At 70.0% G+C, this 25,400-nt stretch carries 23 protein-coding genes; 2 read left to right on the forward strand and 21 right to left on the reverse strand.

Annotation, left to right across the window (positions count from 1 at the left end; all coding sequences use genetic code 11):
* Positions 1-3: 3 nt before the first annotated feature.
* From ABGB18_RS40330 to ABGB18_RS40365, 8 genes are all read right to left on the reverse strand, one after another.
* Positions 4-810 carry a serine hydrolase gene (locus ABGB18_RS40330; RefSeq protein ID WP_347700952.1) on the reverse strand — a complete coding sequence of 269 codons (807 nt, stop codon included), beginning with the start codon at positions 808-810 and terminating at the stop codon, positions 4-6.
* 236 nt (positions 811-1,046) lie between these two features.
* Entirely contained in the window at positions 1,047-1,919 is an 873-nt protein-coding gene (locus ABGB18_RS40335; RefSeq protein ID WP_347700953.1) for an alpha/beta hydrolase, read from the reverse strand.
* A gap of 15 nt (positions 1,920-1,934) precedes the next feature.
* A complete protein-coding gene (locus tag ABGB18_RS40340; protein WP_347700954.1) occupies positions 1,935-3,329 on the reverse strand; it encodes an FAD-dependent oxidoreductase in 1,395 nt (464 codons plus the stop codon).
* A 30-nt stretch (positions 3,330-3,359) separates the two neighbouring features.
* Complete coding sequence (locus tag ABGB18_RS40345; RefSeq protein ID WP_347700955.1) at positions 3,360-4,145, reverse strand: ABC transporter permease; 786 nt, start codon at positions 4,143-4,145, stop codon at positions 3,360-3,362.
* On the reverse strand, positions 4,142-4,993 hold the full coding sequence (locus ABGB18_RS40350) for an ABC transporter permease (protein WP_347700956.1): 852 nt from the start codon (positions 4,991-4,993) through the stop codon (positions 4,142-4,144). The genes ABGB18_RS40345 and ABGB18_RS40350 overlap by 4 nt, the downstream gene beginning before the upstream one ends.
* A gap of 2 nt (positions 4,994-4,995) precedes the next feature.
* Complete coding sequence (locus ABGB18_RS40355) at positions 4,996-6,189, reverse strand: spermidine/putrescine ABC transporter substrate-binding protein (RefSeq protein ID WP_347700957.1); 1,194 nt, start codon at positions 6,187-6,189, stop codon at positions 4,996-4,998.
* 39 nt (positions 6,190-6,228) lie between these two features.
* Positions 6,229-7,296 carry an ABC transporter ATP-binding protein gene (locus ABGB18_RS40360; protein WP_347700958.1) on the reverse strand — a complete coding sequence of 356 codons (1,068 nt, stop codon included), beginning with the start codon at positions 7,294-7,296 and terminating at the stop codon, positions 6,229-6,231.
* Positions 7,297-7,300: 4 nt separating this feature from the next.
* Complete coding sequence (locus ABGB18_RS40365) at positions 7,301-8,734, reverse strand: gamma-aminobutyraldehyde dehydrogenase (RefSeq protein WP_347700959.1); 1,434 nt, start codon at positions 8,732-8,734, stop codon at positions 7,301-7,303.
* Positions 8,735-8,933: 199 nt separating this feature from the next.
* Here ABGB18_RS40365 and ABGB18_RS40370 point away from each other — a divergent pair, with 199 nt between their 5' ends.
* On the forward strand, positions 8,934-9,425 hold the full coding sequence (locus ABGB18_RS40370; RefSeq protein WP_347700960.1) for an Lrp/AsnC family transcriptional regulator: 492 nt from the start codon (positions 8,934-8,936) through the stop codon (positions 9,423-9,425).
* Here ABGB18_RS40370 and ABGB18_RS40375 read toward each other — a convergent pair.
* From ABGB18_RS40375 to speB, 3 genes are read right to left on the reverse strand one after another with little or no spacing between them, the layout of a single operon-like run.
* On the reverse strand, positions 9,422-10,063 hold the full coding sequence (locus tag ABGB18_RS40375) for a cyclase family protein (protein WP_347700961.1): 642 nt from the start codon (positions 10,061-10,063) through the stop codon (positions 9,422-9,424). The two genes, ABGB18_RS40370 and ABGB18_RS40375, sit on opposite strands and share 4 nt — an antisense overlap.
* On the reverse strand, positions 10,063-11,589 hold the full coding sequence (locus ABGB18_RS40380) for a cytosine permease (RefSeq protein ID WP_347700962.1): 1,527 nt from the start codon (positions 11,587-11,589) through the stop codon (positions 10,063-10,065). Before ABGB18_RS40380 ends, ABGB18_RS40375 begins: the two co-directional genes overlap by 1 nt.
* The gene (gene speB, locus ABGB18_RS40385; RefSeq protein WP_347700963.1) at positions 11,586-12,521 is read right to left on the reverse strand and encodes an agmatinase; all 936 of its coding nucleotides are present in this window, start codon (positions 12,519-12,521) and stop codon (positions 11,586-11,588) included. Before speB ends, ABGB18_RS40380 begins: the two co-directional genes overlap by 4 nt.
* Before the next feature lie 60 nt (positions 12,522-12,581).
* Between speB and ABGB18_RS40390 the strand changes: the two genes are divergently transcribed.
* Entirely contained in the window at positions 12,582-14,051 is a 1,470-nt protein-coding gene (locus ABGB18_RS40390; RefSeq protein ID WP_347700964.1) for a PucR family transcriptional regulator ligand-binding domain-containing protein, read from the forward strand.
* Here ABGB18_RS40390 and ABGB18_RS40395 read toward each other — a convergent pair.
* From ABGB18_RS40395 to ABGB18_RS40440, 10 genes are read right to left on the reverse strand one after another with little or no spacing between them, the layout of a single operon-like run.
* A complete protein-coding gene (locus ABGB18_RS40395; protein ID WP_347700965.1) occupies positions 13,980-14,270 on the reverse strand; it encodes a hypothetical protein in 291 nt (96 codons plus the stop codon). The genes ABGB18_RS40390 and ABGB18_RS40395 overlap by 72 nt on opposite strands.
* Before the next feature lie 46 nt (positions 14,271-14,316).
* Positions 14,317-15,171, reverse strand: coding sequence for a hypothetical protein (locus ABGB18_RS40400; RefSeq protein ID WP_347700966.1), 855 nt, complete (start codon positions 15,169-15,171; stop codon positions 14,317-14,319).
* Positions 15,172-15,226: 55 nt separating this feature from the next.
* Positions 15,227-18,022, reverse strand: a complete 2,796-nt coding sequence (locus ABGB18_RS40405; protein WP_347700967.1) for a glycoside hydrolase family 38 C-terminal domain-containing protein — start codon at positions 18,020-18,022, stop codon at positions 15,227-15,229.
* Entirely contained in the window at positions 18,019-19,098 is a 1,080-nt protein-coding gene (locus ABGB18_RS40410; protein WP_347700968.1) for a Gfo/Idh/MocA family oxidoreductase, read from the reverse strand. Before ABGB18_RS40410 ends, ABGB18_RS40405 begins: the two co-directional genes overlap by 4 nt.
* Positions 19,095-19,976, reverse strand: coding sequence for a TIM barrel protein (locus ABGB18_RS40415; protein WP_347700969.1), 882 nt, complete (start codon positions 19,974-19,976; stop codon positions 19,095-19,097). The genes ABGB18_RS40410 and ABGB18_RS40415 overlap by 4 nt, the downstream gene beginning before the upstream one ends.
* A complete protein-coding gene (locus tag ABGB18_RS40420; protein WP_347700970.1) occupies positions 19,973-21,175 on the reverse strand; it encodes a CehA/McbA family metallohydrolase in 1,203 nt (400 codons plus the stop codon). The genes ABGB18_RS40415 and ABGB18_RS40420 overlap by 4 nt, the downstream gene beginning before the upstream one ends.
* Entirely contained in the window at positions 21,172-22,236 is a 1,065-nt protein-coding gene (locus ABGB18_RS40425; protein ID WP_347700971.1) for an ABC transporter ATP-binding protein, read from the reverse strand. Before ABGB18_RS40425 ends, ABGB18_RS40420 begins: the two co-directional genes overlap by 4 nt.
* A complete protein-coding gene (locus ABGB18_RS40430) occupies positions 22,237-23,055 on the reverse strand; it encodes a carbohydrate ABC transporter permease (protein WP_347700972.1) in 819 nt (272 codons plus the stop codon). It abuts the gene before it with no gap.
* Positions 23,052-23,981 carry a sugar ABC transporter permease gene (locus ABGB18_RS40435; protein ID WP_347700973.1) on the reverse strand — a complete coding sequence of 310 codons (930 nt, stop codon included), beginning with the start codon at positions 23,979-23,981 and terminating at the stop codon, positions 23,052-23,054. Before ABGB18_RS40435 ends, ABGB18_RS40430 begins: the two co-directional genes overlap by 4 nt.
* Positions 23,956-25,344 carry an extracellular solute-binding protein gene (locus tag ABGB18_RS40440; RefSeq protein WP_347700974.1) on the reverse strand — a complete coding sequence of 463 codons (1,389 nt, stop codon included), beginning with the start codon at positions 25,342-25,344 and terminating at the stop codon, positions 23,956-23,958. Before ABGB18_RS40440 ends, ABGB18_RS40435 begins: the two co-directional genes overlap by 26 nt.
* Between the last annotated feature and the right edge of the window lie 56 nt (positions 25,345-25,400).

Genomic DNA, 25,400 nt, shown 5'->3' on the forward strand with positions numbered 1-25,400 from the left:
CGGTCAGGCGAAGGCGTTGGTCGGACAGAGGCGGGTGACGGTCGGGGAGAGGGAGTCGAGGCGGGTGCCGATCAGGCGGGTGATGCCCTCGATCGTCTCCCTGCCCGTCCCCTCCCCCGGCTGTCCGTCCGTCTGCACCGACAGCAGCAGGTCGCGCCCCGGCCCGGTCACCCGCCCGTAGCTGGTGACGGCCCAGGTGTTGTTCTTGAACGGACGCGGGGTCCAGCCGTTCTTCAGCTCCACCCGGTCACCCGGCCGGGCGGCGGCGCTGACGCCCCACGCCTGATCAGGAATCACCTGGCTCATCAGCCTCAACACCAGCCGCCGGTCGCGGGCGCTCAGGCCCTTGCCGCCCTTGACGAGCACCTTCATCAGCCGGAGGCGGTCGGCGGGGCTCGTCGTGGTGCCGCCCCAGTACTTGCCCGGCCCCGGTGTGGTCTCCTTCAGCCCCATCCGCCGGTAGAACTCGCTCATCGCCCCGCCCGCGCCGATCCGCGACCACATCGCGTCCGCCGCCTTGTTGTCGCTCTCCTTGATCATGCGGGCCGCCAGGTCGAGCTCCTCCTCGTCGAGCCCGCCGGTACGCCGCTGCAGCAGCGCGGTCACGATGTCCACCTTGGCCCCGCTGGCGCTGATCATGTCGCGCTCGTGCTCTCCCTGACCCAGCCGCACCCCGCTGACCAGGTCCTGCGCGGCGTAGACGATCCGACCGGGGCGCCCGCTCACGTAGCGGGCGAGGTCCGTCCTGAGACGGACCCGGGCCACCCGCCCGGCCCTGATATGCGGATATTTCAGCAAACAGCGCACCATCTTGGCCGGCTCCCTCACCGGGGCGGGCAGGACCGCCGCCTGATCGGACCCGCACCCCGCACACCCCGCCACGAGCGCCAGGGCCAGGCAGGCCCGCCAGCAAGTCCACTCAGCACGCACGCGCCAACCCCCGCGATCTCAGCGGGGGTTCGCACGCATACTTCCCTTTTTCCGGCCAACCTCATCGGACCCGGCGCTTTCCTGGCCATTCCTTCACGACGGCCTTGCCTGCCACGTCACAGGTGCTCGCGCAGGAAGTCGGCGGTCGCGTCCACGGCCTGGGTGACGTACGGCTCGCGGTCGTAGAGGTCGATGTGCTGCTTGGCGTCCACCCAGACGAGCCGCTTGGGCTGGTCGAGCCGCCGGAAGACCTCCTCGGCGCCCTCCGGCGGGCAGAACCGGTCGACGACCCCGTGCACGATCAGCGCCGGCTTGGGCGACAGGAAGTCCGCCCCCATCATGTTGTCCATCGTGACCAGCTCTCGCACGCCGGCCCTGGTCACGGAGTTCTCCCAGGAGGGCGCGGCGCCGCGCTCGGTCCCGTAGTAGGCGTACGGCTCGTCGCCCGGCATGGCGGCCTCGCCCCGCTCCGACACCGCCGGCAGGCACTCGACCGGCCCGCCCCGATCCTGCCGCTCCAGCACCTCGGCGAATGTCCCCAGCACGTCCTGGTAGTCCATGCCCGCCCGCATGGTGTAGGGGTTGTTGTACGCCCCGGCGATCCCCGCGAACACCTTCACCCGAGGCTCAAAAGCAGCAAATTTCAGGGCATATCCCCCTCCGAGGCACACCCCCACCGCCCCGATCCGCTCCGCGTCCACCTCGGACCGCCCCCGCAGGAACGACACCGCCGCCCGCAGATCCCGCAACTTGCCCTGCGGATCCTCCTCGAACCGCGGCCGGCCGCCCGACTCGCCCCAGTTGCGATGGTCGAAGGCCAGCGTCACGTAGCCGCGCGCCGCCAGCCGCTCCGCGTACAGCCCCGTGACCTGCTCCTTCACCCCGGTGAAGGGCCCGGTGAACACCAGCCCCGGCCACGGCCCAACCCCGCCCGGCACCCGCAGGTCTCCGGCCAGGGTGAGGCCGTCCACGACGAAATCAACTCTCATACGCCCAAGTTTGCGTCACGAGTCGAAGCCCAGCCCCATTTTGTCGAGCGTACGCAACCACAGGTTGCGCCGGCCCTGGTGCTCGTCGGCCTGGGCGATCGACCACCGGGTCACCTGGATCACCCCCGAGCGCACCGGCTCGGGCGGGAACGGGATCGGCTTCTCCTGCACCATCCGCAGCTCGGTCCGCTCGGTCGGCCGGCCCGACAGCAGGTCGAGCATCACGTTCGCGCCGAACCGGGTGGCGCCGACGCCCATGCCGGTGTAGCCGGCGGCGTAGACCAGCCGCCCGCCGTGCGCCCGCCCGTAGAAGGCGCTGAACCGGCTGCAGGTGTCGATCACGCCGCCCCACCTGTGGGTGAACCGCACCCCGTCGAGCTGCGGGAACGTCTCGTAGAAGTGGGTGGCGAGCTTGACGAAGGTCTCGTCGCGCTGGTCGTACTCGGGCTTGACCAGGCCGCCGTTGTAGTAGACCGCGTCGTAGCCGCCCCACAGGATGCGGTTGTCGTCGGTCAGCCGGTAGTAGTGGAACCGGTTGGCCGAATCGCCCACGCCCTGCCGGTTGCGCCAGCCCACCTCGGCGACCTGGGCCTCGGTCAGCGGCTCGGTCATCAGCGCGTAGTCGTACACCGGGACCAGGAAGTGCTTGAGCCGCCGCAGCAGCGGCGGGAACACCCCGGTGGCCAGCGCCACCCGCGGCGCCGAGACGGCCCCGAGCGGGGTGCGCAGGGTGATCGTGGTCCCGTCGTCGTGCAGGGCCCGGACCGGGGTGCGCTCGTGGACCCGCACGCCGAGCCGCAGGCAGATCTCGCGCAGCCCCCACGCCAGCCGCGCCGGGTCGAGCATGGCGCAACCGCCGCGGTCCCACAGGCCGCCCAGGTAGGTCGGCGAGTTCACCTCCGCCCGCACCTGCTCCCGGTCCAGCGCCAGGTAGTCCAGCCCCAGGCCGGAGACCAGGCGCAGGTGCTCCTGCAGGGCGTCGAGCTGCCACGGCTCGGTGGCCACGTGCAGCTCCCCGGTGCGCTCGAACGAGCAGTCGAGGCCGTAGCGCTCCAGCGTGCCCTCGATCTCGTCGAGGTTCTCCACTCCCATCCGTTCCAGCCGGGCGATCTCGTCGGGCCACCGCTCCACCCCGTTGGCCAGGCCGTGGGTGAGGGTGGCCATGCAGAACCCGCCGTTGCGGCCGGTGGCCGCCCAGCCGATCCTGCGGCCCTCGAGCAGGACCACGTCCAGCGAGGGGTCACGTTCCTTGGCCATCAGGGCGGTCCACAACCCCGAGAAGCCACCGCCGACGACGACCAGGTCGGCTCGGGTGCTGCGGTCAAGCCGCGGCTGCGGCTCGGGTCTGGCCGGGCTGTCCAGCCAGTACGGCTTGCGCTCCGCATCAGCCAGCGCCTTCAGCGGATCCACAAATCCCACTTCCCTACGAAGTCATAGTTGTCAATGACGGCGCCGCGCCGCCACCGCATTGGCGATCGCGATCAGCACGCCAACGCCGAAGATCAACGTACCCATGACGTTGACCTGCGGCGGGATCCCCGTCTTCACGGCACCGACGATCCACAGCGGGAACGTGACGGTGGAGCCGTTGACGAAGCTCGTGACCACGTAGTCGTCGATGGACAGCGCGAACGACAACATCGCCCCGGCCAGCACGCCCGGCAGGATCGACGGCAGCGTCACCTGCCTGAACGTGCCCCACGCGGTGGCCCCCAGGTCCCTGGCCGCCTCCTCCAGCGCCGGGTCCAGCGTGACGACCCGCGCCCGCACCGTCACCACCACGAACGACAGCGAGAACAGCACGTGCGAGACGATGATCGTGTCCTGGTCGCGCGGCACGCTGCCGGAGACGAACAGCGACAGCAACGACGCGCCCATGACCAGCTCGGGCGTGGAGATGGCGGCGAAGACCAGGAAGTTCGTCACGCCCCTGCCGCGGAAGCGGTGCCGCCCCAGCGCCAGCCCGAGCATGGTGCCGATCACCACCGTGATGACGGTGCTGATCACAGCGATCTTCAGCGAGTTGTACAACGCCACGGTCAGGTCGGAGATGTCGAACAACTCCGTGTACCACCGGAATGTGAAGCCCTGCCAGGAGGTGTTCGACTTGCTCTGCTTGTCGTTGAACCCGAAGACGATCATCACGGCGATCGGCGACGACAGCCAGACGATGATCATCCACGTGTAGATGTGCAGCAGCCGGTCCCCGACCCTCGTGCCCCTCATCGGGCCGCCGCCTCAAGGACGTTTTCCGTCCCCAGCACCCTGGCGTAGATGAAGATGCCGACCAGCAGCACCGCCATGAGCGTGAACGAGAGCGCGGAGGCGGTCGGGTAGTCGAGGTTCGTCAGGTACTCGGTCTGGATGATGTTGCCGATCATGGTGTTGGCGGTGCCGCCGAGGATCTGCGCGTTGATCGGGTCGGCCGTGGCCGGCACGAACGTCATCAGCACCCCGGCGAACACCCCGGGCAGCGACAGCGGCAGCACCACCCGGCGGAAGGCCGCCGCCCGGGTCGCGTACAGGTCCTGCGCGGCCTCCACCACCCGCGGGTCCACGCGCTCCAGCGCCACGTAGATCGGCAGGATCATGAACGGCAGGAAGTTGTACGTCAGCCCGCCCACCACGGCGAACGTCGTGGCCAGCACGTGGAAGTCCGCAGGCAGCAACCCCCAGCCCTTCAGCGTGCCGAACAGGATGCCGTTGTCGGACAGCAGGAAGTTCCACGAGATCGTACGCAGCACGAACGACACGAAGAACGGCAGCAGCAGCAGGAACAGGTACATCGACTTGCGGTTGCCGCCCCGGAAGGCGATCCAGTACGCCACCGGATAGCCGATCACCAGCATGGCCACGGTGGCGAGCCCGCCATAGAGCAGCGAGCGCAGCAACTGGGGGCTGTACCTGCTGAGCGCGTCACCGTAGTTGGAGAAGCTGAACGTCATGACGAAGCCGTCGATCGCGTTGCCGGTCTGCAACGACACCGACGCCATCGCGACCATGGGCACGACCAGGAAGATCGCCAGCCACATCCAGCTCGGCAGGGCCAGCAGGTAGGGGGTGAGCCGCCTCATCGCTACGCCTGCGTGATCGACTGGAAGATCGGGTTGAACACCTGCTCCTGCTGGGTGGTGAGCTTGGTGTAGGTACGCAGCTTGGCGTAGTCGGCCTCGGTCGGGAACATCAGCGGGCTGTCGACCATCTCCTCCAGCGACTTCTTGTCCTCGCCGGTGGCCGCCTTCGCCTTCTCCCGCAGCAGGTCCTGCACGGCCGGGACCGGCGTGACGTACTGGATGAACTCATCCAGCTCGGCGGCCACGGCCGGCTGGTAGAGGTAGTCCATCAGCATGAGCGCGTCCACCGGGTTGGCGGCGCCCTTGGGGATGAGCATGTTGTCGGTCCAGATCGTGCCGCCCTCCTCGGGGACCACGAACTTGACCGGCTCACCGGCGAGCTGCCGCTGGAAGATGTCGCCCGACCAGGCCATGCTCAGCCAGATGTCGCCCTTGGACACGGCGTCAATGTAGCTCTGATCGTAATATTTCCGGACAATTCCGGCGTCGCGCTGCGCCTGGAGCTTCTCCCCGGCCTTCTTCCAGTCGGCCTCGGTCGACTTCTCCGGATCGATCCCCAGCGCGAACATCCCGAAGTTGCCGATCTCCTGAGCGTCGGCCATCATGCCGACCCGCCCCTTGTACTTGGGATCGAACAACGACTCGATGCTGGTGATGTCGTCCTTGACGTAGTTGGTGTTGTACGCGATCCCCGTCACACCCGACGTGTACGGAATCGTGTACTTGTTCCCGGGGTCGTAGACCCGCTCCTTGTACTTCTGGCCCGCGTTGGCCTGGAAGTTCGGCAGCCGGGCGTGGTCGAGCGGCACGACGTAGCCCAGCTCGATCATGTGCTCAAGCTGGACGCCGTTGGTCATGACCACGATGTCGTAGCCCAGCGACTGCCCGGCGCGCAACACGGGGTCGGCCTTACCGAAGAACTCCGCGTTCTCCTGGATGACCTCTTTGTACTCGTACGAGATGCCCGTGTCCTTCTTGAACTTCTCCAGCGGCCCCTTGTCCTCGGGCATGTACTCGGGCCAGTTGGCGAAGACGACCTTGCCGTGCTTGGTCTGCTTGGACCAGAAGTCCTGGACGGCGTCGGCCTTGGGCGGCGCGGCCTTCTGTCCCTGCACGCCACAGGCGGCCAGGGCGAGACCGGCAGCCGACAGGCCCGCCAGCCTGAGGGCGTCACGGCGGGTACGGGGCTGGGTCATGCCTCGTAGGAGAGGCAGGCGGGGGTCCATGGAGTGCTATCAACTTCCAATCACATACGAGTGCTGCGCCTGCCAGGCCAGCCACACGGAGTCGCCCCGCTCCGCCGTGGCCGCGGCATCGTGCACGTTCTGCTGGAAAACCGTAATTTCCACCCCGTCAGTGAGACTCACGGTGTAGCTGTTGTAGGTGCCCAGGTAGACCACCTCGCTGACGGTGCCCCGAACGGCGCTCACGCCCGTCCCCGGCTCGTCCCCGCCGATGGTGATCTTCTCGGGTCGCACGGTCACCGACACGTCGCCGTCGTGCCCGGGCACCAGCACCCGGCCGCCGCCGACCTTCAGCTCCCCGCCCACGGCGCTGCCCGCGAGCAGGTTGGAGGTGCCGATGAAACCGGCCACGAACGCGGTCGAGGGCCGCTCGTAGATCTCGCGCGGCCCGGCGAGCTGCTCGACCAGGCCGTCGTTCATGACCGCGATCCGGTCGCTCATGGTGAGCGCCTCGTTCTGGTCGTGTGTCACGTACACGAACGTGATGCCGACCTCGCGCTGGATGCGCTTGAGCTCGATCTGCATGGCCTGGCGGAGCTTGAGGTCGAGCGCGCCCAGCGGCTCGTCCAGCAGCAGCGCCCGCGGCCGGTTGACCAGGGCCCTGGCCAGCGCCACCCGCTGCTGCTGGCCACCGGACATCTCGCGCGGCCGGCGTTTCTCCCGGCCGGCGAGATCGACGATCTCCAGCATCTCGCCGACCCGCCGCCTGATCTCCTCCTGCGGCGTCCTGCGCTGCTTCAGCCCGAACGCCACGTTGTCCCAGACGCTCATGTGCGGGAAGAGCGCGTAGGACTGGAAGACCATGTTGACGTCGCGCTTGTTCGGCGGGACGTTCGTGACGTCCTGGCCGAGCAGCTTCACCAGGCCCTTCGAGGGGGCCTCGAAGCCGGCGATCATGCGCATGGTGGTGGTCTTACCGCACCCGGACGGGCCGAGGAGGGAGAAGAACTCCCCCTCGGCGATGTCCAGCGTCACGCCCTTGACCGCCCGGACGACCTCTCCGTGCGAGTGGTACTCCTTGACGACGTCGACGAGTTCGATCGCCGATGATCCGGTCATCGGGCTATTCACCGATGTAGTGCATGACGTGCTTGACCCTGGTGTAGTCGTGCAGGCCGAACACGGACAGGTCCTTGCCGTACCCGGAGTGCTTGAAGCCGCCGTGCGGCATCTCCGAGACGAACGGGATGTGGGTGTTGACCCAGACCACGCCGAAGTCGAGCCGGTTCGACATGCGCATCGCGCGGCCGTGGTCGGAGGTCCAGACCGAGCCGCTCAGGCCATATTTGACGTCGTTGGCCTTGGCCAGGGCGTCGGCCTCGTCGGTGAACGTCTGGACGGTGATCACCGGCCCGAAGACCTCGTTCTGCACCATCTCGTCGTCCTGCCGGAGCCCGTCCACGATCGTCGGCGCGAAGAAGTAGCCCTTGTCGCCGATCCGCCGGCCACCCGTGAGGACCTTGGCGTGCGCGGGCACCCGCTCGATGAAGCCCTGCACCCGGGCGAGCTGGTTCTCGTTGTTGAGCGGCCCGTAGAGCGCTTCCGCGTTGGACAGGTCGCCGGTCACGGTGCCGGCGGCGGCCTCCGTCAGCGCGGCCACGAACTCGTCGTGCACGCTCTCCTGCACCAGCACCCGGCAGGCGGCGGTGCAGTCCTGGCCGGCGTTGTAGAGGCCGGCCACGGCGATGTCCCCGGCGGCCTTGGCCAGGTCCTTGACGTCCTCGAACACCACGACCGGGGCCTTGCCGCCGAGCTCCAGGTGCACCCGCTTGAGGTCGTCGGCGGCGCTCTTGGCGACCGACATGCCCGCGCCGACCGAGCCGGTGATCGCGACCATCGCGGCCGTGGGGTGGCCCACCACCTGGGCACCGGTCTCGCGGTCGCCGGTCACGACGTTGAAGACGCCCGCGGGCAGCACCGAGCCGAGGATCTCCGCGAGCTTGAGCGTGGAGACCGGGGTCGTGTCCGACGGCTTGAGCACGATCGTGTTGCCGGCCGCCAGCGCGGGGGCGATCTTCCAGACCGCCATCATCATCGGGTAGTTCCACGGGGTGACCTGGCCCACCACGCCGATCGGCTCGTGCCTGATGACGCTGGTGTGCTCGGCCAGGAACTCCCCGGCGGTGGGCCCCTCCAGCGTGCGCGCGGCGCCGGCGAAGAAGCGGAAGTGGTCGGCGGCTACGGGAGTCTCATCCTCGGCCATGCGGGCGCGCGGCTTGCCGGTGTTCAGGCACTCGGCCTCGTTGATCTCATCGGCCCGCGCGTCGATCGCGTCGGCGACCTTGAGCAGCAGGTTCGCCCGCTCAGCCGGAGTGGTCCTGCCCCACGACTCGAACGCGGTGGCCGCGGCGGCGAAGGCGGCGTCGACGTCCTCCGTCCCGGACAGGGGGGCCTGGACGTAGGTCTCGCCCGTGCACGGATCGATGATGTCGGAGAATCGGCCGCTCTTGGCGTCCACGAACTCGCCGTTAATGAAGTTCTGCAGACGGGTGGTCAAGGTGACCTCCTCGTGAGGTGGCTGAGATGCCGCGACTCTTACAGAGCGTACGCATCTGGACAAGGGATTTCGTGGCGAAGATACCAAATTGCTACGAATTCGCTTGACAGACTGCCGGAAACTGACAACATGTCGCACCAGGAAGGCAATCCAGCGGGAACGCCCCCGTGATGCCGGACCGCTAGGAGGACCCCCCCCGATGACGACGCCACCGCGCGTACGCCGCACCAACTCCAATGCCGGACCGGTGGTGCTCGACGACCTGTCCAAGCAGATCATCGAGCAGTTGCAGAACGACGGGCGCATGCCGTACGCGGCGATCGGCAAGGCGGTCGGGCTGTCCGAGGCCGCCGTGCGCCAGCGCGTGCAACGCCTGCAGGACTCGGGGGTCATGCAGATCGTCGCCGTCACCGATCCCCTCACTCTCGGCTTCCCCCGGCAGGCCATGATCGGCGTCAACTGCGAGGGCGACCTGGAGACGGTCGCCGACGAGCTGGCGGCCATCGAGGAGATCGACTACGTGGTGCTGACCGCGGGGTCCTTCGACGTGATCGTCGAGGTGGTCTGCGAGGGTGACGGCCACCTCCTGGAAATTCTTAGTAAAATTCGCGCCATTCCCGCCGTTCGGGCCACGGAGTCGTTCGTCTACCTGAAACTACGCAAGCAGACCTACTCCTGGGGCACCCGCTAACCGACCCTGGCCACCGCGCGCACGGGCGCGCCGTCGGCCCCGGGCAGCCGCAGCGGCATGAGGAACACCTCGATCGACCGGCCGCGTGCCTGCGCGTCGAGCAGGCGGCCGAGGCCGGTCAGATTCTCGGCGATGACGGCGTGCGCGCCGCACAGCACCCGGTGCGCCGGGAAGTCCGTGGCGGGCGTGGGATCCACGCTCAGCGCGTCGATGCCCACCGTACGGATCCCGCGCCCGGCCAGCAGCTCCGCGGCCTCCTCGGTCAGGAAGGGATGCCCCTGGTAGGCCCCGGTCCCCCAGTGCGCCGACCACCCGGTGGCCACGAGCACGATCGCCGGCGCCACGACCTCCGCGAAGCGCTCGGCCCCGATCGGGGAGCGCGGCGCCAGGCCCCGGGCGTCCACCACGACGGCGGGGCCGCAGAACCGGTCGAGCGGCAGGTCGTCGAGCGCCGGCAGCGTGTCGTCGATGTGGAAGGGCGCGTCCACGTGGGTGCCCGACTGGGAGCCCAGGTGCAGGCCCAGCACGTTGACGCCGTCCCGGGCCACGGTGAGCGCCGGGCCCACCGAGACCTCCGGGTCGCCCGGATAGACGGGCATCCCGGTCTCGATCGGCACCGACAGGTCCACCAACTCCATCACGCCACCTGCTCGGTGGCAGCGTCCGTAACTCTGTCCACAATGGGCAGGACCGGGGTGTCGGCGGACCGGGCGAGGCGCGGCCCGGCCGGGCCGTAGACCTCGCGCGGCTCCGGGAAGAGCGCCAGCAACGCCAGGTACAGCAGCGCGGCCACGGCCAGCCCGAGCGGCAGCGAGACGTCCACCCCGCCGGCCAGCCCGCCGAGCGGGCCGACGAACTGGCCCGGCAGGTTGACGAACATCAGCGCCAGCCCGGCCGACAGCAGCCAGGCGCTCAGCCCGCGCCAGTTCCAGCCGTGACTGAACCAGTAGCGGCCGCCGCGCTGGCGGCGGTTGAAGACCTGGAGCGCCTCGGGGTCGTACCAGCCCCGGCGGGTCACATAGCCGATCATCATGATCACCATCCATGGGGCGGTGCACGTGATGATCAGTGTGGCGAACGTCGAGATGCTCTGCGTCAGGTTCGCCGCGAAACGCCCGGCGAAGATGAACGCGATCGACAGGGTGCCGATGAACACCGTGGCCTGCACCCTGGAGAAACGGGGGAAGACGCTGGAGAAGTCGAGGCCGGTGCCGTAGAGGGAGGTCGTGCCGGTGGACATGCCGCCGATCAGGGCGATCAGGCATACGGGCACGAAATACCAGCCGGGCGAGACCGCCAGCAGGCCGCCGACGTAGTTGGGCGCGGCCGGGTCCACGTAGTCCGCGGCCCTGGCGGCGATGATCGAGGCGGTGGCCAGGCCGAAGAAGAACGGCAGGATGGTGGCGATCTGCGACAGGAACGCGGCGGCCATCACGCGGGAGCGCGGCGTGTTCGCCGGGATGTAGCGGGACCAGTCGCCCAGGAAGGCGCCGAAGGAGACGGGGTTCGACAGCACGATCAGCGCCGCCCCGATGAACGACGGCCAGAACAGCGGGTCGCCGGGTGGGAGCGTGCCCGGATAGGACGGGTCGAAGTCGCCGGCGAAGGCGAACACGCCCAGCACGAACAGCAGTGACGCCGCCGCGACCGCGATCTTGTTGACGAACAGCATGAAGCGGAAGCCGTACACGCAGACGACGAGCACGAGGACGGCGAAGATCGCGTACGCGACGCCGTACGAGAGCTCGGTGTCCGGCAGCCCCGCCAGCCGGTGCGCGCCGCCCACCAGCGCGTCGCCGGACGACCACACCGAGATCGAGAAGAACGCGACGGCCGTCAGCAGCGACAGGAACGAGCCGACGATCCGGCCGTGCACGCCCAGGTGGGCCGAGGAGGAGACGGCGTTGTTGGTGCCGTTGAGCGGCCCGAACAGCGCCAGCGGCGCCAGGATCAGCGCCCCGACCACCAGCCCGAGCGCGGTGGCGGCCAGGCCCTGCCAGAACGACAGCCCGAACAGGATCGGGAAGGCGCCGAGCACGCAGGTGGCGAAGGTGTTGGCGCCGCCGAAGGCGACCCGGAACAGGTCCAGCGGGCGCGCGGTGCGGTCGGCGTCGGGGATGCGCTCGACACCGTACGTCTCGATCTCGGTCAGGCCTCCGCTCATGGTCGCCTCTCCCCTAGGGCCAGCAGGCTGACGAGGTCGTAGGCCACGTGGGAGGCGGCGACCGAGGTGACCTCCGCGTGGTCGTAGGCGGGGGCCACCTCGACCACGTCCGCCCCCACCAGGTCGCACCCGGCCAGGCCGCGCAGGATCTCCAGCAGCTCCCGGCTGGTGAGCCCGCCCGCCTCCGGGGTGCCCGTGCCCGGGGCGTGGGCGGGGTCGAGCACGTCGATGTCGACGGACACGTACACCGGCCGGTCCCCGACCCGCTGCCGCAGCACGTCGATCACCTCGTCCACGCCCCGCCGCAGCACGTCGGCCGCGGTCAGGATGCCGAACCCGAGGCGCCGGTCGTCCTCCAGGTCCCGCTTGCCGTACAGCGGCCCGCGGATGCCGACGTGGCTGAGCGCCTCGGTGTCGAGGATCCCCTCCTCGACGGCCCGCCGGAACGGTGTGCCGTGCGTGTACTCCGCCCCGAAGTAGGTGTCCCAGGTGTCGAGGTGCGCGTCGAAGTGCACCAGCGCCACCGGCCCGTGCCTCCTGGCGACGGCCCGCAGCAGCGGCAGCGCGATCGTGTGGTCCCCGCCGATGCTGACCAGCCGCGCGTCGATGCCGCCGGCGGCGGCCTCGACCGCCTCGATCGCGGCCCCGATGTCGAACGGATTGGCCACGATGTCCCCGGCGTCCACCACCTGCGCCCGCTCGAACGGGGACACGTCCAGCCCCGGATGGTAGGGCCGCAGCAGCCGGGACGCCTCCCTGACCGCCGCGGGCCCGAACCGGGCGCCGGGCCGGTAGGAGACACCGGTGTCGAAGGGCACGCCCACCACCGCCACATCGGCCCGCTCGACCTGGTCGAGCCGGGGTAGCCGAGCGAACGTGGCAGGCCCGGCGAACCGCGGGACCTGGGAGGAGTCGACGGGACCTGTGTTCATGCGGACAGTGTTCGCCAGCCACCCGACCAGCGACAATTGTCGGGTTCACAAAGTATTACCGTGTCTGTTGTGCCCGACCACAAGCTCACGGTCGAAGACCTCCTCCGCTCCCCGGCGCTCCAGCTCCGCCTGCTGGCCGGCGAGGCCGGGCTGTCACGCTCGGTCTCGTGGGCACATGTGAGCGAGCTCGACGACCCCACGCCCTGGCTGCTCGGCGCCGAGGTCATCATGACGACGGGCATCGGCGTGCCCCGCGGGGCGGCCCGGCAGCGCGCCTATCTCGAACGCCTCGACGACGCCGGCGTCTCGGCCCTGGCCCTGTCGGCCCAGCTCCACGTGCCGCCGCTGCACCAGGCGTTCTTCGAGGCCGCGGCGGAGCGCGGGATGCCGGTGCTGGAGGTGCCGCTGGCGGTGCCGTTCATCGCGATCGCGCAGGAGGTCGCGGCGGCGCTGCAGGAGGACTCCGCCCACCGGCTCGGGGCGCAGTTGCAGGTGTTCGGTGCGCTGCGCTGGCTGGCCTCCGAAGACCTGGACACGACCACCCTCTTCAACCGCCTGGAACGCCTGTCCGGCTACGACGTCTATTTGTGCACCCCCCAGGGCCGCCCGCTCCTCCCCGGCGTCCCGACCCCCGCCCTCGACCTCCTCCCCTCCGGCCCGGAGGCACCCCCCACCATCCCCGGCGGCTTCGCCCTCCCGGTCCCGGCGCCCGGGGGACCGGCGGGTTTCCTGGTGGCCCGCGAACGCGAGGGCGCCCGCCCGGCCGGCCTCGCGGTGGTCCAGCACATCGCCACGGTCGCGGCACTCCAGGTCGCCATGGCCCGCCACGAACGCGAAACCCTGCGCCGAGAGGGCGCCGAAACCCTCGCCGAGCTGCTCCAGGACGTCCTCGACCCGCCGGCCGCCCGCCGCCGCCTGACCCGCCTCGGACTCGCCCTGGACACCGACTCGATCCTGCTGGTGATCCGCGGCACGGACGACGAGGCCCTCCGCCGGACCCTGTCCGACCACCCCCACCTCATCCTGAGACGCGCCGACGACCACTACGTCCTCGGCCCCGCGTCCCTGGCCCCCGCCATCGCCACGGTCCCGGCCGTCATAGCCGGCGCCAGCCGCCCCTTCCCACCCGGCGAGTCCCTCCGGGTGGCCCAACGCGAGGCGATCTGGGCCGCCACCCACGCCGCCGAGTCCGGCAAGCCCCTGGTCCACTACGGCGAGGACACCACGGGCCGCTGGCTCCCCGACGACCCGGCCACCCTGACGGCCCTGGTGGACCACGTCCTGGGCGAGGCCCTGACCTACGACGAGACCCACGATTCGCAACTGCTCGTTTCGGTGCGCGTCTGGATGGAACGCAACCGCCAAACGGAGGCCGCCGCGGCGGCCCTCCACATCCACCCCAACACCCTGGCCTACCGCCTACGCCGCTTCGCGACGCTCACCGGCCGGGATCTGACCTCAAGCGCCGCGTTCACCGAGGTCTGGCTCGCCATCCGCGCCGCCCGCCACCTCGGCCTTCTCGGCCCGTAGCGGGTGCCATGGCGGGAACAGCTCCAGCGCGGAGGGGACTCTCTTCGCTATCTGACACCACAGGTCCAGCATGAACGAGTTGCGGCAGGCAAGGATCCGCTCGCGGACCTCGCCGGACATGGTTATGCCACGAGCGTCCAGGATCTCGACCACCGATTCGGCCTGCTCACGCATCTCCTGCATGAAGAGACGCTGGTATTCGTATTGCTCGGTGGCCATGAGGCGCAGCCAGTATCCCGCTGCGGTGTCCGGGGGTTCATGAAAGTCATACAAAGAACTCCTCCGCGGGGTCGGCGGTCAGCGCCCGCTGAAACCATGCCTCGATCGTGGCAGTGTCATTACATGTCGTGATCCGCTCACGAACCTTGTCTGACACCGCGATACCGCGCGATTTGAGCAGAATCAGCAGAAGCGTGGCCTCGCCTTCCGCCTTGCCTTCCGCCTTGCCTTCCGCCTTACCCTCGGCCCGCAGGCTTTCGGCGTATTCTCCTTGATACGGGTAGGTCTGCATAGCCATGAGCCTCCCCCATTCCTTCCGTGCGACGCCTGTCAGTGATATGTCGAGATACCGAGCGTAGCGAGTGGCAAGCCCGCGATCGAGCCTGTGCAGAGCCTTGATCAAGGGGGCCAGGACGTCTTTGACCAGCGGGTCGTCGTTCTTTGTGATGGCTGCGACGACAGCAAGTCCGATGTTGCTCAGCACCTCGTCCACATCGGTGATGAAAGGGGTCTCGTCGGGGCCGATGACCAAGGGGGTCAGGGTCAGCCCTGGGTGGCCGGTCGCTATGGGCTTCCTGGCCCAACGGGCGGTTCTTCGATTGGGGCAGATGACGACCAGACAGACCGGGCACTCCTCACGCGCCCGGAAGTTGGCGATGTATTCCAGCCACGAATACTTCTTCTCCGGGTCCGGAGCACGCTGCGTCTCCGTGATGACGCCGTATTTCTCCTTGTCCTTGCCATACAGCAGGGCCGCGTCCGCTCGGCAGACGGCCGGTTCGGGATCCGACAGGTCGGGCGAGGCCAGGCGAGCCTCGCCCGAGTCGGGTATGGGGAGATCGAACAGCGCCCGCAGCATTTGTGCGGTGTGCCCGAGATCGAGGGTGGGGAGCTTGGTCACACCCTCGTGTTGCCGTGTGAGCATGGCCCATACATTACTACACGCGTTCGATTGATTACTCTGAGTTGGCGATCTGGATCGTGGCGATCTCCCACGCCTTCAGGGGGAGGCGGAGGACGCCGCCGGTGACCGGCAGGGACTCGCCCGGCCGGCCTCGCAGGTCCGCCCGGCGGGCTCGGGTGAACGGGCCCTCGATGAGCGCCTCCGTGGCCGAAGGTGTCAGGGCGACCACCCGGAGCTCCTGCCGGTCGTCGCGCATCCGGAGTGAGCTCATCACCACTCCATCACCCGTGACCGACAATCCGGGCGCGGGCTCGGGCAGGGCGGCGGCCGGCGTGGCCTGGCCGGGGACCACCAGGAGGTCGTGCCGGAAGGTCTCCGCGTGCGGGACGACCTCCTCCCAGGACTCCTGGTACGGCATCAGCGCCAGCCGCACCGAGCGCATCCCGCGTGACTGCGCGGCCGGCGTCGGGAGTTGCGGTCCGGCGGGCTCCGGGCGCAGGGCGTTGCGGTTGCGGGAGAGGTAGCCGACCGAGCGGAGCAGGGTGAGGGCGAGGTCGCCGTCCGCCAGCTCGTACTCCGTGACGTGCTCCAGCAGTGCCGCCACGCCTCCGGCCGCCACCCAGGAGGAGGCGGGGAAGGTGGGCAGCGGGGTCTCGCCGCAGCCGCCCTCGGCGGTCAGCCCACGGGTGACGACCGCGAACTGACCCTCCGCGTACGACTGCGTCGCCTCCACCGGCAGCGGCACGTGCAGGCGTACGCGATGGTCGTCGCAGCGGTTGTCGAACGACACCTCCAGGCGTACGTACGGCTCGCCCGCCCGCAACTCCACCCGGGTGGTGACGACGACCTCCTCGGCCCGGAGCGTACGCGCGGCGGCCGGAAGCTCGGGTGAGCCGTCGACGCCCTCGCCGCCCGCCGGCCACCGGTACGTGCGCCGCACGTCCACCGCCGCCACCAGCGGACCCGAGCAGACGAGCTCGGTCTCCACGGACTCCGGCTCGGCCACGAGCCGGTCGGCGAGCGGCGGCGCGTGGTTGTAGGTGTCGCCGACGTCACCGCCGTCCACGATGCGGCCCGCGCCCGTGACCGTCGTGCCGTCGGCGCCGATCAGCGTCAGCGTCCCGTCGGCCGCGATCGTGACCCGCAGCAGGCCGTTGTCCAGCACCTCCTCGTCTCCCCGCACCGGCAGGGGGCCCGAGTCGGAGCTGAGCCAGCACGACGGGTCATGCCCGGCGACGGCCGGGGCCGGACCGGTGGCAGCGGCCGCGGCGGAATCGGCGACGACAGAGGGGACGGCGGCGGGATCGGCGACGGCGGAGGGGTAGAGCTGGTCGCGGGGCACCGGCCGGACGCTGGTGTGGCCCAGCGGCGGGACCCGGACCAGGGCGGCGACCGTGCGCCTCGGCTCGGCCAGGATGCGCACCCGGGTCACCCCGTCCAGCGCCGCCCGGATGTCGGCCACGTCGTAGGCGACCGACGTCTCGTGGGCGACCGTGAACGTCAGCGTCCCGTCCGCCACCGACCAGGAGGTGATGTGCTGCCCGTACAGCTCGGTCCCGTGGACGAAGCTCAGCGCGACCGCCGGGTCCATCTCCTCGTCGAGCAGCAGCGTGGGCGCGTATTCGAGCGGTTGCGTGGGCACCGCGGCACCGGTGGCGTCGGCCAGCGGGTCGGTGCCGGCCACGTCCACGACCACGACGCCGCTGCGTACGGCGGGCGTCGGGTTGACCACCAGCACCCCGTCGGACGGTACGGAGGCCGCCAGCCGCGCGGTCACCATGTCGCGTACGGCCTGGCCGAGGTGCTCGGCCTCCGCGATGCGGGCGGCCACCTGCTGGGTGGTGTCGTCCACGCCGCAGCCGGTCACCGAGTCGTGCCCGCTGGCGTCCACCAGCCGCCACCACGCCATGTCCAGGAAGCGTCCCGGCCAGTCGCCGCCCCAGAGGGTGGCCAGCGGCTCGGCGTAGCGTTCGACCATCCGCTCGGCGCGCCCCATGGCCTGCTTGAGGTGGGCGCGGACCGAGATGACGCCGGGCAGGATGTTGGCCCTGGCGTGGGAGCGCAGCTCTCCGACGACCTGCGGCAGGCCGTCCACCTCGCCCGAATAAATCCCGATATAGCCGGACAAGGTGTCCATGCGGGCACCGATCTCCGCCACCATCTCCGGCAGCCCGCTCACGGGCGCCGAGTGGTCGGTGCCGTACATGGCCAGCAGCGGCCCCTCCGCCCCGTGCCACTCCCGCATGGTGGCCACGAACGTCGCCGCCCGCCCGGCCAGCCCTTCGCCCTCGTGGAACAGGTAGGCGCCGTTGCCGTAACCGCCGGCGGGCAGGTATTGAGTCCGTATCGCCGTGCCGTCGGGCGCCACCCACGCGAAGGCGTCGGTGGTCACCGAGGACGGCACCCCGCGATAGACGCAGGCGTGCAGCAGCCCGGCCCTGCGCAGGATCTGCGGCATCTGCGCCGTGTGGCCGAACATGTCCGGCAGGTATCCCACCGGCATCGCCCCACCGAGCTTGTCCGCCCGGTCCATGCCGATTTCGAGGTTGCGGATGATGTTCTCGCCCGAGCACAGGAACTCGTCGAGCAGGATCTGCCACGGCCCGACGGCCAGCCGCCCGGACTCGACCAGCGCGGCGATGCGGTCACGGTTGTCCGGCCGCACCTCCAGATAGTCGTCCACGCAGGCGAGCTGCCCGTCCAGGGTGAAGTGGTAGTCCGGCTCGCGCTCCATGGTGTCGAGCACCTCGTCCAGCAGCGCCACCAGACGCAGCCGGAAGCGCTGGAACGGCTCGTACCACTCCCGGTCCCAGTGCGTGTGCGGGACGACGACGATCTCCGTGCTCACGCTGCTTCCCCTCCAATGGGCAGCCCATGCTGTACGGCGTAGCGGGCGGCGATCCGCTGGGCCGTCACGATGTCCTCCAGCCCGCCGCCGACGTCGGTGAGCGGCGGCTTGCCCTCGTTCACGAAAGCATGGAAGGCGGCCAGTTGCACCTCGAACGCCTCAGTCACGTCGCGCCACTCGGTCCGGCTCTCGGCACCGGACACGACGGTGAGGGTGGTGGGCGCGTTCATCAGGTAGGGCGAGGGGAAGACCAGCTCCAGCGAGCCCTGGTCGTGGTGGATGGCCACGGTCTCGCGGTAGGCCGGATAGTCCTCCAGGTAGTGCCAGCGGATCGAGAACCGGCCCCGGACCGGCAGCGCGCCGGAGATCTCGATGGACCCGGGCGCGGCCCCCCACGTCTCAACGTACGAAATTTCCGAAGGAGCCCCAGTAAAGCGCCTCATAAGCGACAAATCGTGGCATATGGACCCCAGTGACACCCCGTACAGATTCCGCACCGCCTCCGGCGCCGATTCCCCCAGCGCCCGCGACACCAGCGCGCCCTCCGCGGCCCGCAGCGAGCCGAGCAGCCCCGCGTCCACGTCCCGCGCCTGCTCCAGGTTCGCGAAGGCGAGCTGCGACTCCCCGCTCGGATGCAGCACGGTCACCTCGACCGCCCTGATCACCTCGGGCCCGCCCAGCGTGGCCAGCACCTCCTCGGCGCGGCGCACGGCCGGGTCGTACTGCTTCATGTAGCCCACCATCAGCCGCCCCGAGGGCAGCACGGCGACCTCGGCCCTGGTCAGCGCCAGCGGCTTCTCGCAGAGGACGGCGTAGCCGGCGGCGAGCGCCCGGCGCACGGTCTCGCCGTGCGAGCCGGAGGCCAGCACGAGCACGGCCTCGAACCCGCCGGCGTCGAGCATCTCCCCGACCGCCGTGAAACGCCCGGCCGCGCCCAGCCGCTCGCCCACGGCGTCGGCGAGCGTACGCGACAGGTCGCAGACGGCGCTCACCTCGAACAGGTCGCGGCGCCTGGACAGCAGCGGTACGTAGACCGCCTGGGTGACGGCGCCGCAGCCGACAAGAGCGATCTTCACAGTCCCAGTTCCTTCAGCTTCCGGAGGTTGGCGGCCTGGTCGGCGATGTTCCTGGCGACGCCGCGGCGGCCCGGCAGCGTGTCCTGCTCGACGACGATCCAGCCCTCATAGCCGATCTCGTCGAGAACGCGCACCACGCCGGGCAGGTCCAGCTCGCCCTCGCCGAGCGGGGTGAACCCGCCGCGGCCCATCAGCTCGCGCAGGTCCACGCCGTCGGCCAGGGCCTGGGCGAGGATCCGGGTGTCCCCGTCCTTGATGTGCACGTGGCCGACCCGGTCCGCCCACTCCCGCAGCGCGGTCACCGGGTCTCCCCCGGCCAGCAGCAGGTGCCCGGTGTCGAGGCAGAGCGGCACGTCGGTCAGCTCCAGCAGCCGCTCCACGTCCTCGGTGGTCTCGACGTAGGTGCCCAGGTGGTGGTGGAAGGCGGGCTCCAGCCCGCGCTCACGGCACCGGTCGGCCGCCTCCTGCACGCGGGCGGCGTAGGCGGCCCAGTCGGAGCCGGCCAGCCCCGGCGCGTTCCCGCCCGGCCGGGCGAACCGCTCCGGCGAGCCCGAGCAGCCCAGCGTGGGCCGCGGCGCGAACGGTCCCTCCGGCGCGGCGGCGAACACGTCCAGCGTGGCGTTCAGCAGGGGCACGCCCTTCCTGAACTGCTCCGCGTCGCTGTAGCGCAGGTCGGCCCAGCCACCGGCCAGCCGCAGATCTCCCAGGTGCTCGCCGAGGGTCGCCGGGGTGCCCAGGTAACCCACCGGCCCCAGGTCGATGCCGTCGTATCCGGCCTCCGTCAGGGCGTGCACCATCTCGTCGGCGCTCAGCGGGGCCGGCCCGTCGCTCAGCTCGAACACGCCGAAACTCACGGGCGCGTTGGCGATCTTCCTCACGCGCGTGTCCCTCCCTCGCATAGCGCGATCACTTCGTTCTCGTAGGTTTCCAGCCGGTGCCGCCCGTCGGCGGCCGGCAGCAGGACGCGCTCGCCGCGCACGACCTGCCGGCCGCCGTCGGGGCGCACCAGGACGAGCCCGTCGGCGTCCAGCGCCAGCAGCTCGTCACCCAGCCTGAGCAGCAGCGGCGCGTCAGGGCCCGCGGAGACGGCGGTACGGCCCGCGCGCAAGCCCTCCAGCACCGTGCCGGCGTCCTCGGCCAGCACCCAGGTGGTGGGCGCGCCGGGCAGGCCGTCGGAGCCGTGGCGGTGGAAGTCGCTGCCGCCGATCGCCACCACGTCCTCGTGCCAGGCGTCGGCCCAGGCCAGCGGCGCGCCCCAGCGGCGGTCCCACCAGCCGGAGTGCCAGACCTCGGCGATCCGGGGCCGCCGGCTCACCGGCTGCAACCAGGCGCAGTCGCCGCCGAGCGGGTGGTTGATCGAGATCAGGCCGCCCGCGCGCTCGGCGTGCTCGACCCAGGAGTCGACCGGCTGCCTGAAGTCCACCCAGCCTACGTCGCCGAACACGTTGGCATGACCCCGGTCGGTGGTGACCTCCTGGCCGGGGATGAGCGTGATCTCGCGGTCGATCTTGTCCAGCCACGGGTGGTGGCTGACGGTGTTGTGGTCGGTGACGGCCAGGAAGTCCAGCCCGCGCCCGTGGCCCAGCTCGGCCAGCTCGGCGATGGTCAGGCCGCCGTCGCTGTGCAGGGTGTGGGCGTGGAAGTCCCCGGCGTACCAGCGCAGGCCGTCGACGTCCGGGATGTCCCGGCGGGGCGGGCGCTCGCCGTGCGGCGGCTCGCCGGCCTCGGGGCGCGGCGGGACGGCGGCCTCGGTGGCGATGTCCAGCGTGAAGTCGAGGCCCTGCGGCGGGATCCGGTGCAGGCGCAGCCACACGTGCCAGGTCCCGGCCTCCGGCGCGCCCGGCAGGTAGCCGGGGGTCGCCCAGCCGGCGGTGATCGTGTACTCGTCCCGCGCGCCGCCCGACCAGCCGCGGAAGCCGTCGGGCGCGCCGCAGCCGAGGTCGATCACCCCCTGCGACCGGTCGTAGCCGAGCCGCACGGTCACGGCGGCGGTGCCGGCCGGCACCTCGAACGGCACCTCCCGCAGGATCCGCTCCAGCCGGTCGTCCAGGCTCCAGTGGCCGCTTCTCGTCGTCATACGAGCGCTCCGTCCCGGTAGATCAGGGCCCGGTCGCGCCGGGGCACCGCGTGGCCGTCGTCGCCGACCGCGGGCTCGCCGCCCTCGGGCACGACCGCCTGCACGCTGACGCCGCCGACCTCCAGGGTCACCAGATGGGAGGCGCCCAGGTTCTCCACGATGGCCACCCGCCCGCCGAACGCGCCCTCCGCGGGGGCGTTCGAGTAGGCCATGTACTCGGGTCGCACGCCGTACACGATCTTCTCTCCGTCGGACAGCAGCCCCTCGGCCGAGGCCGGGACCGCCACCTTGCACCCTGCCACTTCCAGCGTGTCACCTCGTACGGCGCCGTCCAGCAGGTTCATGGGGGTGGATCCGATGAAACCGGCCACGAACGTGTTGGCGGGCCGCTGGAACACCTCGGCCGGCGTACCGATCTGCCGGATGTGCCCGCTCTCCATGACGGCCATCCGGTCGGCCATGGCCAGCGCCTCGGCCTGGTCGTGGGTGACGAAGACGGTGGTGACGCCCAGCTCGCGCTGGAGCTTCTTCAGGAACGTACGCGCCTCCAGCCGCAACCTGGCGTCCAGGTTGGACAGCGGCTCGTCGAACAGGAACGCCTGCGCCTGTGTGGCCATCACCCTGGCCAGCGCGACCCGCTGCTGCTGCCCGCCGGAGAGCTGGCCCGGCCGCCGGTCCATCAGGTGTTCGAGCCCGAGCCGGGCGCCCACCTCGGCGGCCTTCTCGCGGCGCGGCCCCTTGCCGACCTTCTTGATCCGCAGCGGGTAGGAGATGTTGTCCGTGACGTCCATGTGCGGGAAGAGCGCGTAGTCCTGGAAGACCATCGCGATGTCCCGGGCTCCCGGCTGCACCCCCGTCACGTCGCGCTCGCCGATGACCACGGCGCCGCCGGTGGCGGTCTCCAGCCCGGCGATGGTGCGCAGCAGCGTGGTCTTGCCGCAGCCGGAGGGGCCGAGCAGGGCGAAGAACTCGCCGTCGGGAATGACCAGGTCGAGTGAGTCCAGCGCCTTCACGCCGCCCGGATAGACCTTGGTCAGGCCGCGTAGTTCGATTGCCGCCATTTAACGCTTGATCCCTCCGTGGAAGCGGAAGCCATACTTCTTGCTGACGAACAGGTACATGAGCACCACAGGGATCGAGTACAGCAGGCCGAACGTGGACAACATACTCAGGTTGGCCTGGCCGCCCTCGGTGTACAGCGTGTACGTGATCACCGCCGCCGGCTGCGCCTCGACGTCCCGCAGGAACAGGTAGGGCATCAGGAAATTTCCCCACACGTTGGCCACGGCCCAGACCCCGATGGTCGCCAGCCCCGGCCGTACCAGGGGCACCACCACGTGCCGCACGATCTGCAACGGCGTCGCCCCGAACACCCGCGCCGACTCCTCGTAGGACTTCGGCGTGGCGTCCATGAAGTCCTTCATCATGAAGATCGCCGCCGGCAGCAGCCCGCCGGTCAGGATCAGGATCAGCCCGAGCCGCGAGTCGATCAGGTTGAGCGCGACCGCGAGCTGGAACAGCGGCACCATCGCCGCCGTCCCGGTGATGATCGACGACAGCAGCAGGAGCGCGTAGAGCAGCGCGTCGCGGCCCGGCAGCCGCACCCGGCTGAGCGCGTACGCCGCCAGCGCGGCCAGGAGGACGACCAGCACGGCGGTGCCCGCCGAGAGCAGCACGGAGTTCCACAACGACGGCAGCGCGTACGGGTGCTCCACGATCGCCCGGAAGTTGTCCAGGGTGAAGTCCGGCACCGACACCTTGTAGCTGGGGTCGGACGTGAACGGGGCGGTCACCAGCCACAGCAGCGGGATCGTGAAGAACGCCAGCAGCACCGCGATCAGCGTGTAGAAGCCGATCCGGCCCAGTACGAAACGGGTCATTTCTTGCTCCGCAGCAGCCGCAGGTAGAACACCGCCACGACCAGGTTGATCAGCAGGATGATCGTGGAGACGGCGGCGCCGTAGCCGAGCTCGCCGCCCTGCAGCGCGACCTGGTACACGTGCACCGCCAGCACCTCGGACCTGCCGTCGGGGCCGCCCGCCGTGAGCAGGAAGGGGGTGAAGTCGTTGAACGTCCACAGGCTGATCAGCAGCAGGTTCGTCAGGATGTGGCCCCTGATGTGCGGGAACACGACGTCTCTGAGCTGCTGCCAGCCGGAGGCCCCGGCCAGGCGGGCGCTCTCCAGGTGCGAGGGTGGCACGTTCCCGAGCGCGGCGCCGTACAGCATCATCGAGAAGGCCGTGCCGCGCCAGATGTTGAACACGATGATCGACAGCATCGGGTGATCGAGCAGCGGGGCCAACTCGGGCATCGAGAGCAGCGTGTTCAGCGTGCCGCCGTCGCGCTCCAGCAGCGCCACCCACAGGAACGACACGATGGCGCCCGGCAGGATCCAGGCCAGGATGACCAGGCCCTCGACCAGCCGCTTCAGCGGGCCGCGCCGGTCGCGCAGCAGCCAGGCGATGGTGAACCCGAGCCCGACCTGGCCGATCACGGCCGAGCCGAGCACGAACTGCACGGTCAGCCAGGTGGAGCTCCAGAACGTGGGCTCGGACACCGCGCTGAGGAGGTTGTCCAGCCCGACGAACCGCGGCTCGGCGGCGGCAACCCCGGTCAGGCGGTAGTTGGTGAGCCCGAGATAGAGCACCCAGAGCGCGGGGAAGACCAGGAAGGCCGCGATGAGCAGGAGGGCAGGGGCCGCGAAGGCCCCGGCCCGCAGCCTGCCCAGGCCCGCCGCGTCGGAGTTGTAACGGCGGGCCGGAGCCGGTTCCGTGACGACCTCAGGAGGCGATGTTGCCTGCGCCACCGACGATTCCCTCAAGCTTCTTCTGGTAGTCGGCGGCCGCCTGGTCGGGGGCCGTGCCGCTGACCACCGCCGCGGTGGCCTCCTGCAGCGCCACCGACACCTGCGGGTAGACGGCGACCGGCGGCCGGTAGGCCGTCAGCGGCAGCACCTTCTCGGAGATGTAGGTCATCAGCGGATCGTCCGCGAGGATCTCCTTGTTGACGTCGGTACGCGGTGTGATGCGTTCGTTGCCGTCCTTGGTCTCCTCCTTGAGCGCCTCGGGCGACAACGTGAAGGTGGCCAGTTCGAAGGCCTCCTTCGGGTGCTCGCTGTTGGGGTTCACCGCGCGCAGGGAGCCGCCGGACATGCTGACGAAGTCCTGGCCCTTGAGGCCCTTGCCCGGCTCCACCGCCGGGATCATGGCATAACCGACGCGTCGGTCGCGGTCGTCCATCTTGGCCACGCCCTCGGCGGGGTTGATCACGCTGCGCCAGAAGTAGTCACCCTCCAGCAGGATGCCGATCTTGTCCTCGGCGAACTGCTGGAACGACTTGTCGCGGCCCTTGGCCTCCTGCTGCAGCTTGGGGTCGCCGAGTCCGCCGCCGTAGATCTTCTGGTAGAGCCCGAGCGCGTCCTTCAGCGGCTGGGACGCGCCGGTCCACTTGCCGTCCTGCTGGACCTCGCCGCCCGCGCCCGCGATCAGCGGCAGCACGCCCTGCATCGAGGTGGCCTCGCCCATGGCGGTGCCGGCGTTGATCTGGATCGGCACGGGCACGCCCGCGGCCTTCAGCTTGGCGCCGGCGTCCAGGATCTCCTGCCAGCTCGTCGGCTGCCAGTCGGCCGGCAGCCCGGCCTTCTGGAAGAGCGTCTTGTTGAAGTAGAGCACCCGGCCGTCGGTGCCGACCGGCAGGGCGTACTTCTTACCGTTGAACATGACCATGCCCTGCACGGCCTCGGGGATCTGCGCCCAGCCGTCCCAACCGTCGGCCTCGGCTCCGACCAGGTCCGGCAGCGGCTTGAGGTAGCCCGCCTCGGCGAACTCACCGGCCCAGATCGAGTCGATGTCCATCACGTCGGCGCCCTTGCCTGACTTGAGGTCGAGGGAGAGCTTGGTCTTGTACTGCTCGTCGTCGACGCCGCTGGGAACGAACTTGACCGTGACGTCCTTTCCCTTCGCCTTCTGGGCCGCCTCGAACTTGGGGATCACCCAGTTGGCGATGAAGTTCGCGCCCGCGGCGTTCTTCCCGCCCGCGATGGCGTTCTGGGTGATCGTCAGCTCGATGGTGTCACCGCTCCCACCGGACGACTGGCCGCAGGCTGCTAACCCCACCACGGACGCCGTGAGGACCGCGACCACACCCATCGACCGTTTCCGCAATGCCATGCAAACCCTCCGACAAGTCCGTAAAGGGAGGAAGCCATGGGCCAATATGTCATGAC

It is taken from the genome of Nonomuraea sp. B12E4 (genome assembly GCF_039871825.1).
Taxonomy (GTDB): domain Bacteria; phylum Actinomycetota; class Actinomycetes; order Streptosporangiales; family Streptosporangiaceae; genus Nonomuraea.

Bases quoted from the DNA above. Each gene is read 5' to 3' on its own strand.
- speB (WP_347700963.1), bottom strand. From the start codon at position 12,521: ATGAACACAGGTCCCGTCGACTCCTCCCAGGTCCCGCGGTTCGCCGGG.
- ABGB18_RS40380 (WP_347700962.1), bottom strand. From the start codon at position 11,589: ATGAGCGGAGGCCTGACCGAGATCGAGACGTACGGTGTCGAGCGCATC.
- ABGB18_RS40360 (WP_347700958.1), bottom strand. From the start codon at position 7,296: ATGACCGGATCATCGGCGATCGAACTCGTCGACGTCGTCAAGGAGTAC.
- ABGB18_RS40335 (WP_347700953.1), bottom strand. From the start codon at position 1,919: ATGAGAGTTGATTTCGTCGTGGACGGCCTCACCCTGGCCGGAGACCTG.
- ABGB18_RS40425 (WP_347700971.1), bottom strand. From the start codon at position 22,236: ATGGCGGCAATCGAACTACGCGGCCTGACCAAGGTCTATCCGGGCGGC.
- ABGB18_RS40370 (WP_347700960.1), top strand. From the start codon at position 8,934: ATGACGACGCCACCGCGCGTACGCCGCACCAACTCCAATGCCGGACCG.
- ABGB18_RS40395 (WP_347700965.1), bottom strand. From the start codon at position 14,270: ATGGCCACCGAGCAATACGAATACCAGCGTCTCTTCATGCAGGAGATG.
- ABGB18_RS40420 (WP_347700970.1), bottom strand. From the start codon at position 21,175: ATGACGACGAGAAGCGGCCACTGGAGCCTGGACGACCGGCTGGAGCGG.
- ABGB18_RS40440 (WP_347700974.1), bottom strand. From the start codon at position 25,344: ATGGCATTGCGGAAACGGTCGATGGGTGTGGTCGCGGTCCTCACGGCG.
- ABGB18_RS40430 (WP_347700972.1), bottom strand. From the start codon at position 23,055: ATGACCCGTTTCGTACTGGGCCGGATCGGCTTCTACACGCTGATCGCG.
- ABGB18_RS40330 (WP_347700952.1), bottom strand. From the start codon at position 810: ATGGTGCGCTGTTTGCTGAAATATCCGCATATCAGGGCCGGGCGGGTG.
- ABGB18_RS40350 (WP_347700956.1), bottom strand. From the start codon at position 4,993: ATGAGGCGGCTCACCCCCTACCTGCTGGCCCTGCCGAGCTGGATGTGG.
- ABGB18_RS40355 (WP_347700957.1), bottom strand. From the start codon at position 6,189: ATGACCCAGCCCCGTACCCGCCGTGACGCCCTCAGGCTGGCGGGCCTG.
- ABGB18_RS40375 (WP_347700961.1), bottom strand. From the start codon at position 10,063: ATGGAGTTGGTGGACCTGTCGGTGCCGATCGAGACCGGGATGCCCGTC.
- ABGB18_RS40345 (WP_347700955.1), bottom strand. From the start codon at position 4,145: ATGAGGGGCACGAGGGTCGGGGACCGGCTGCTGCACATCTACACGTGG.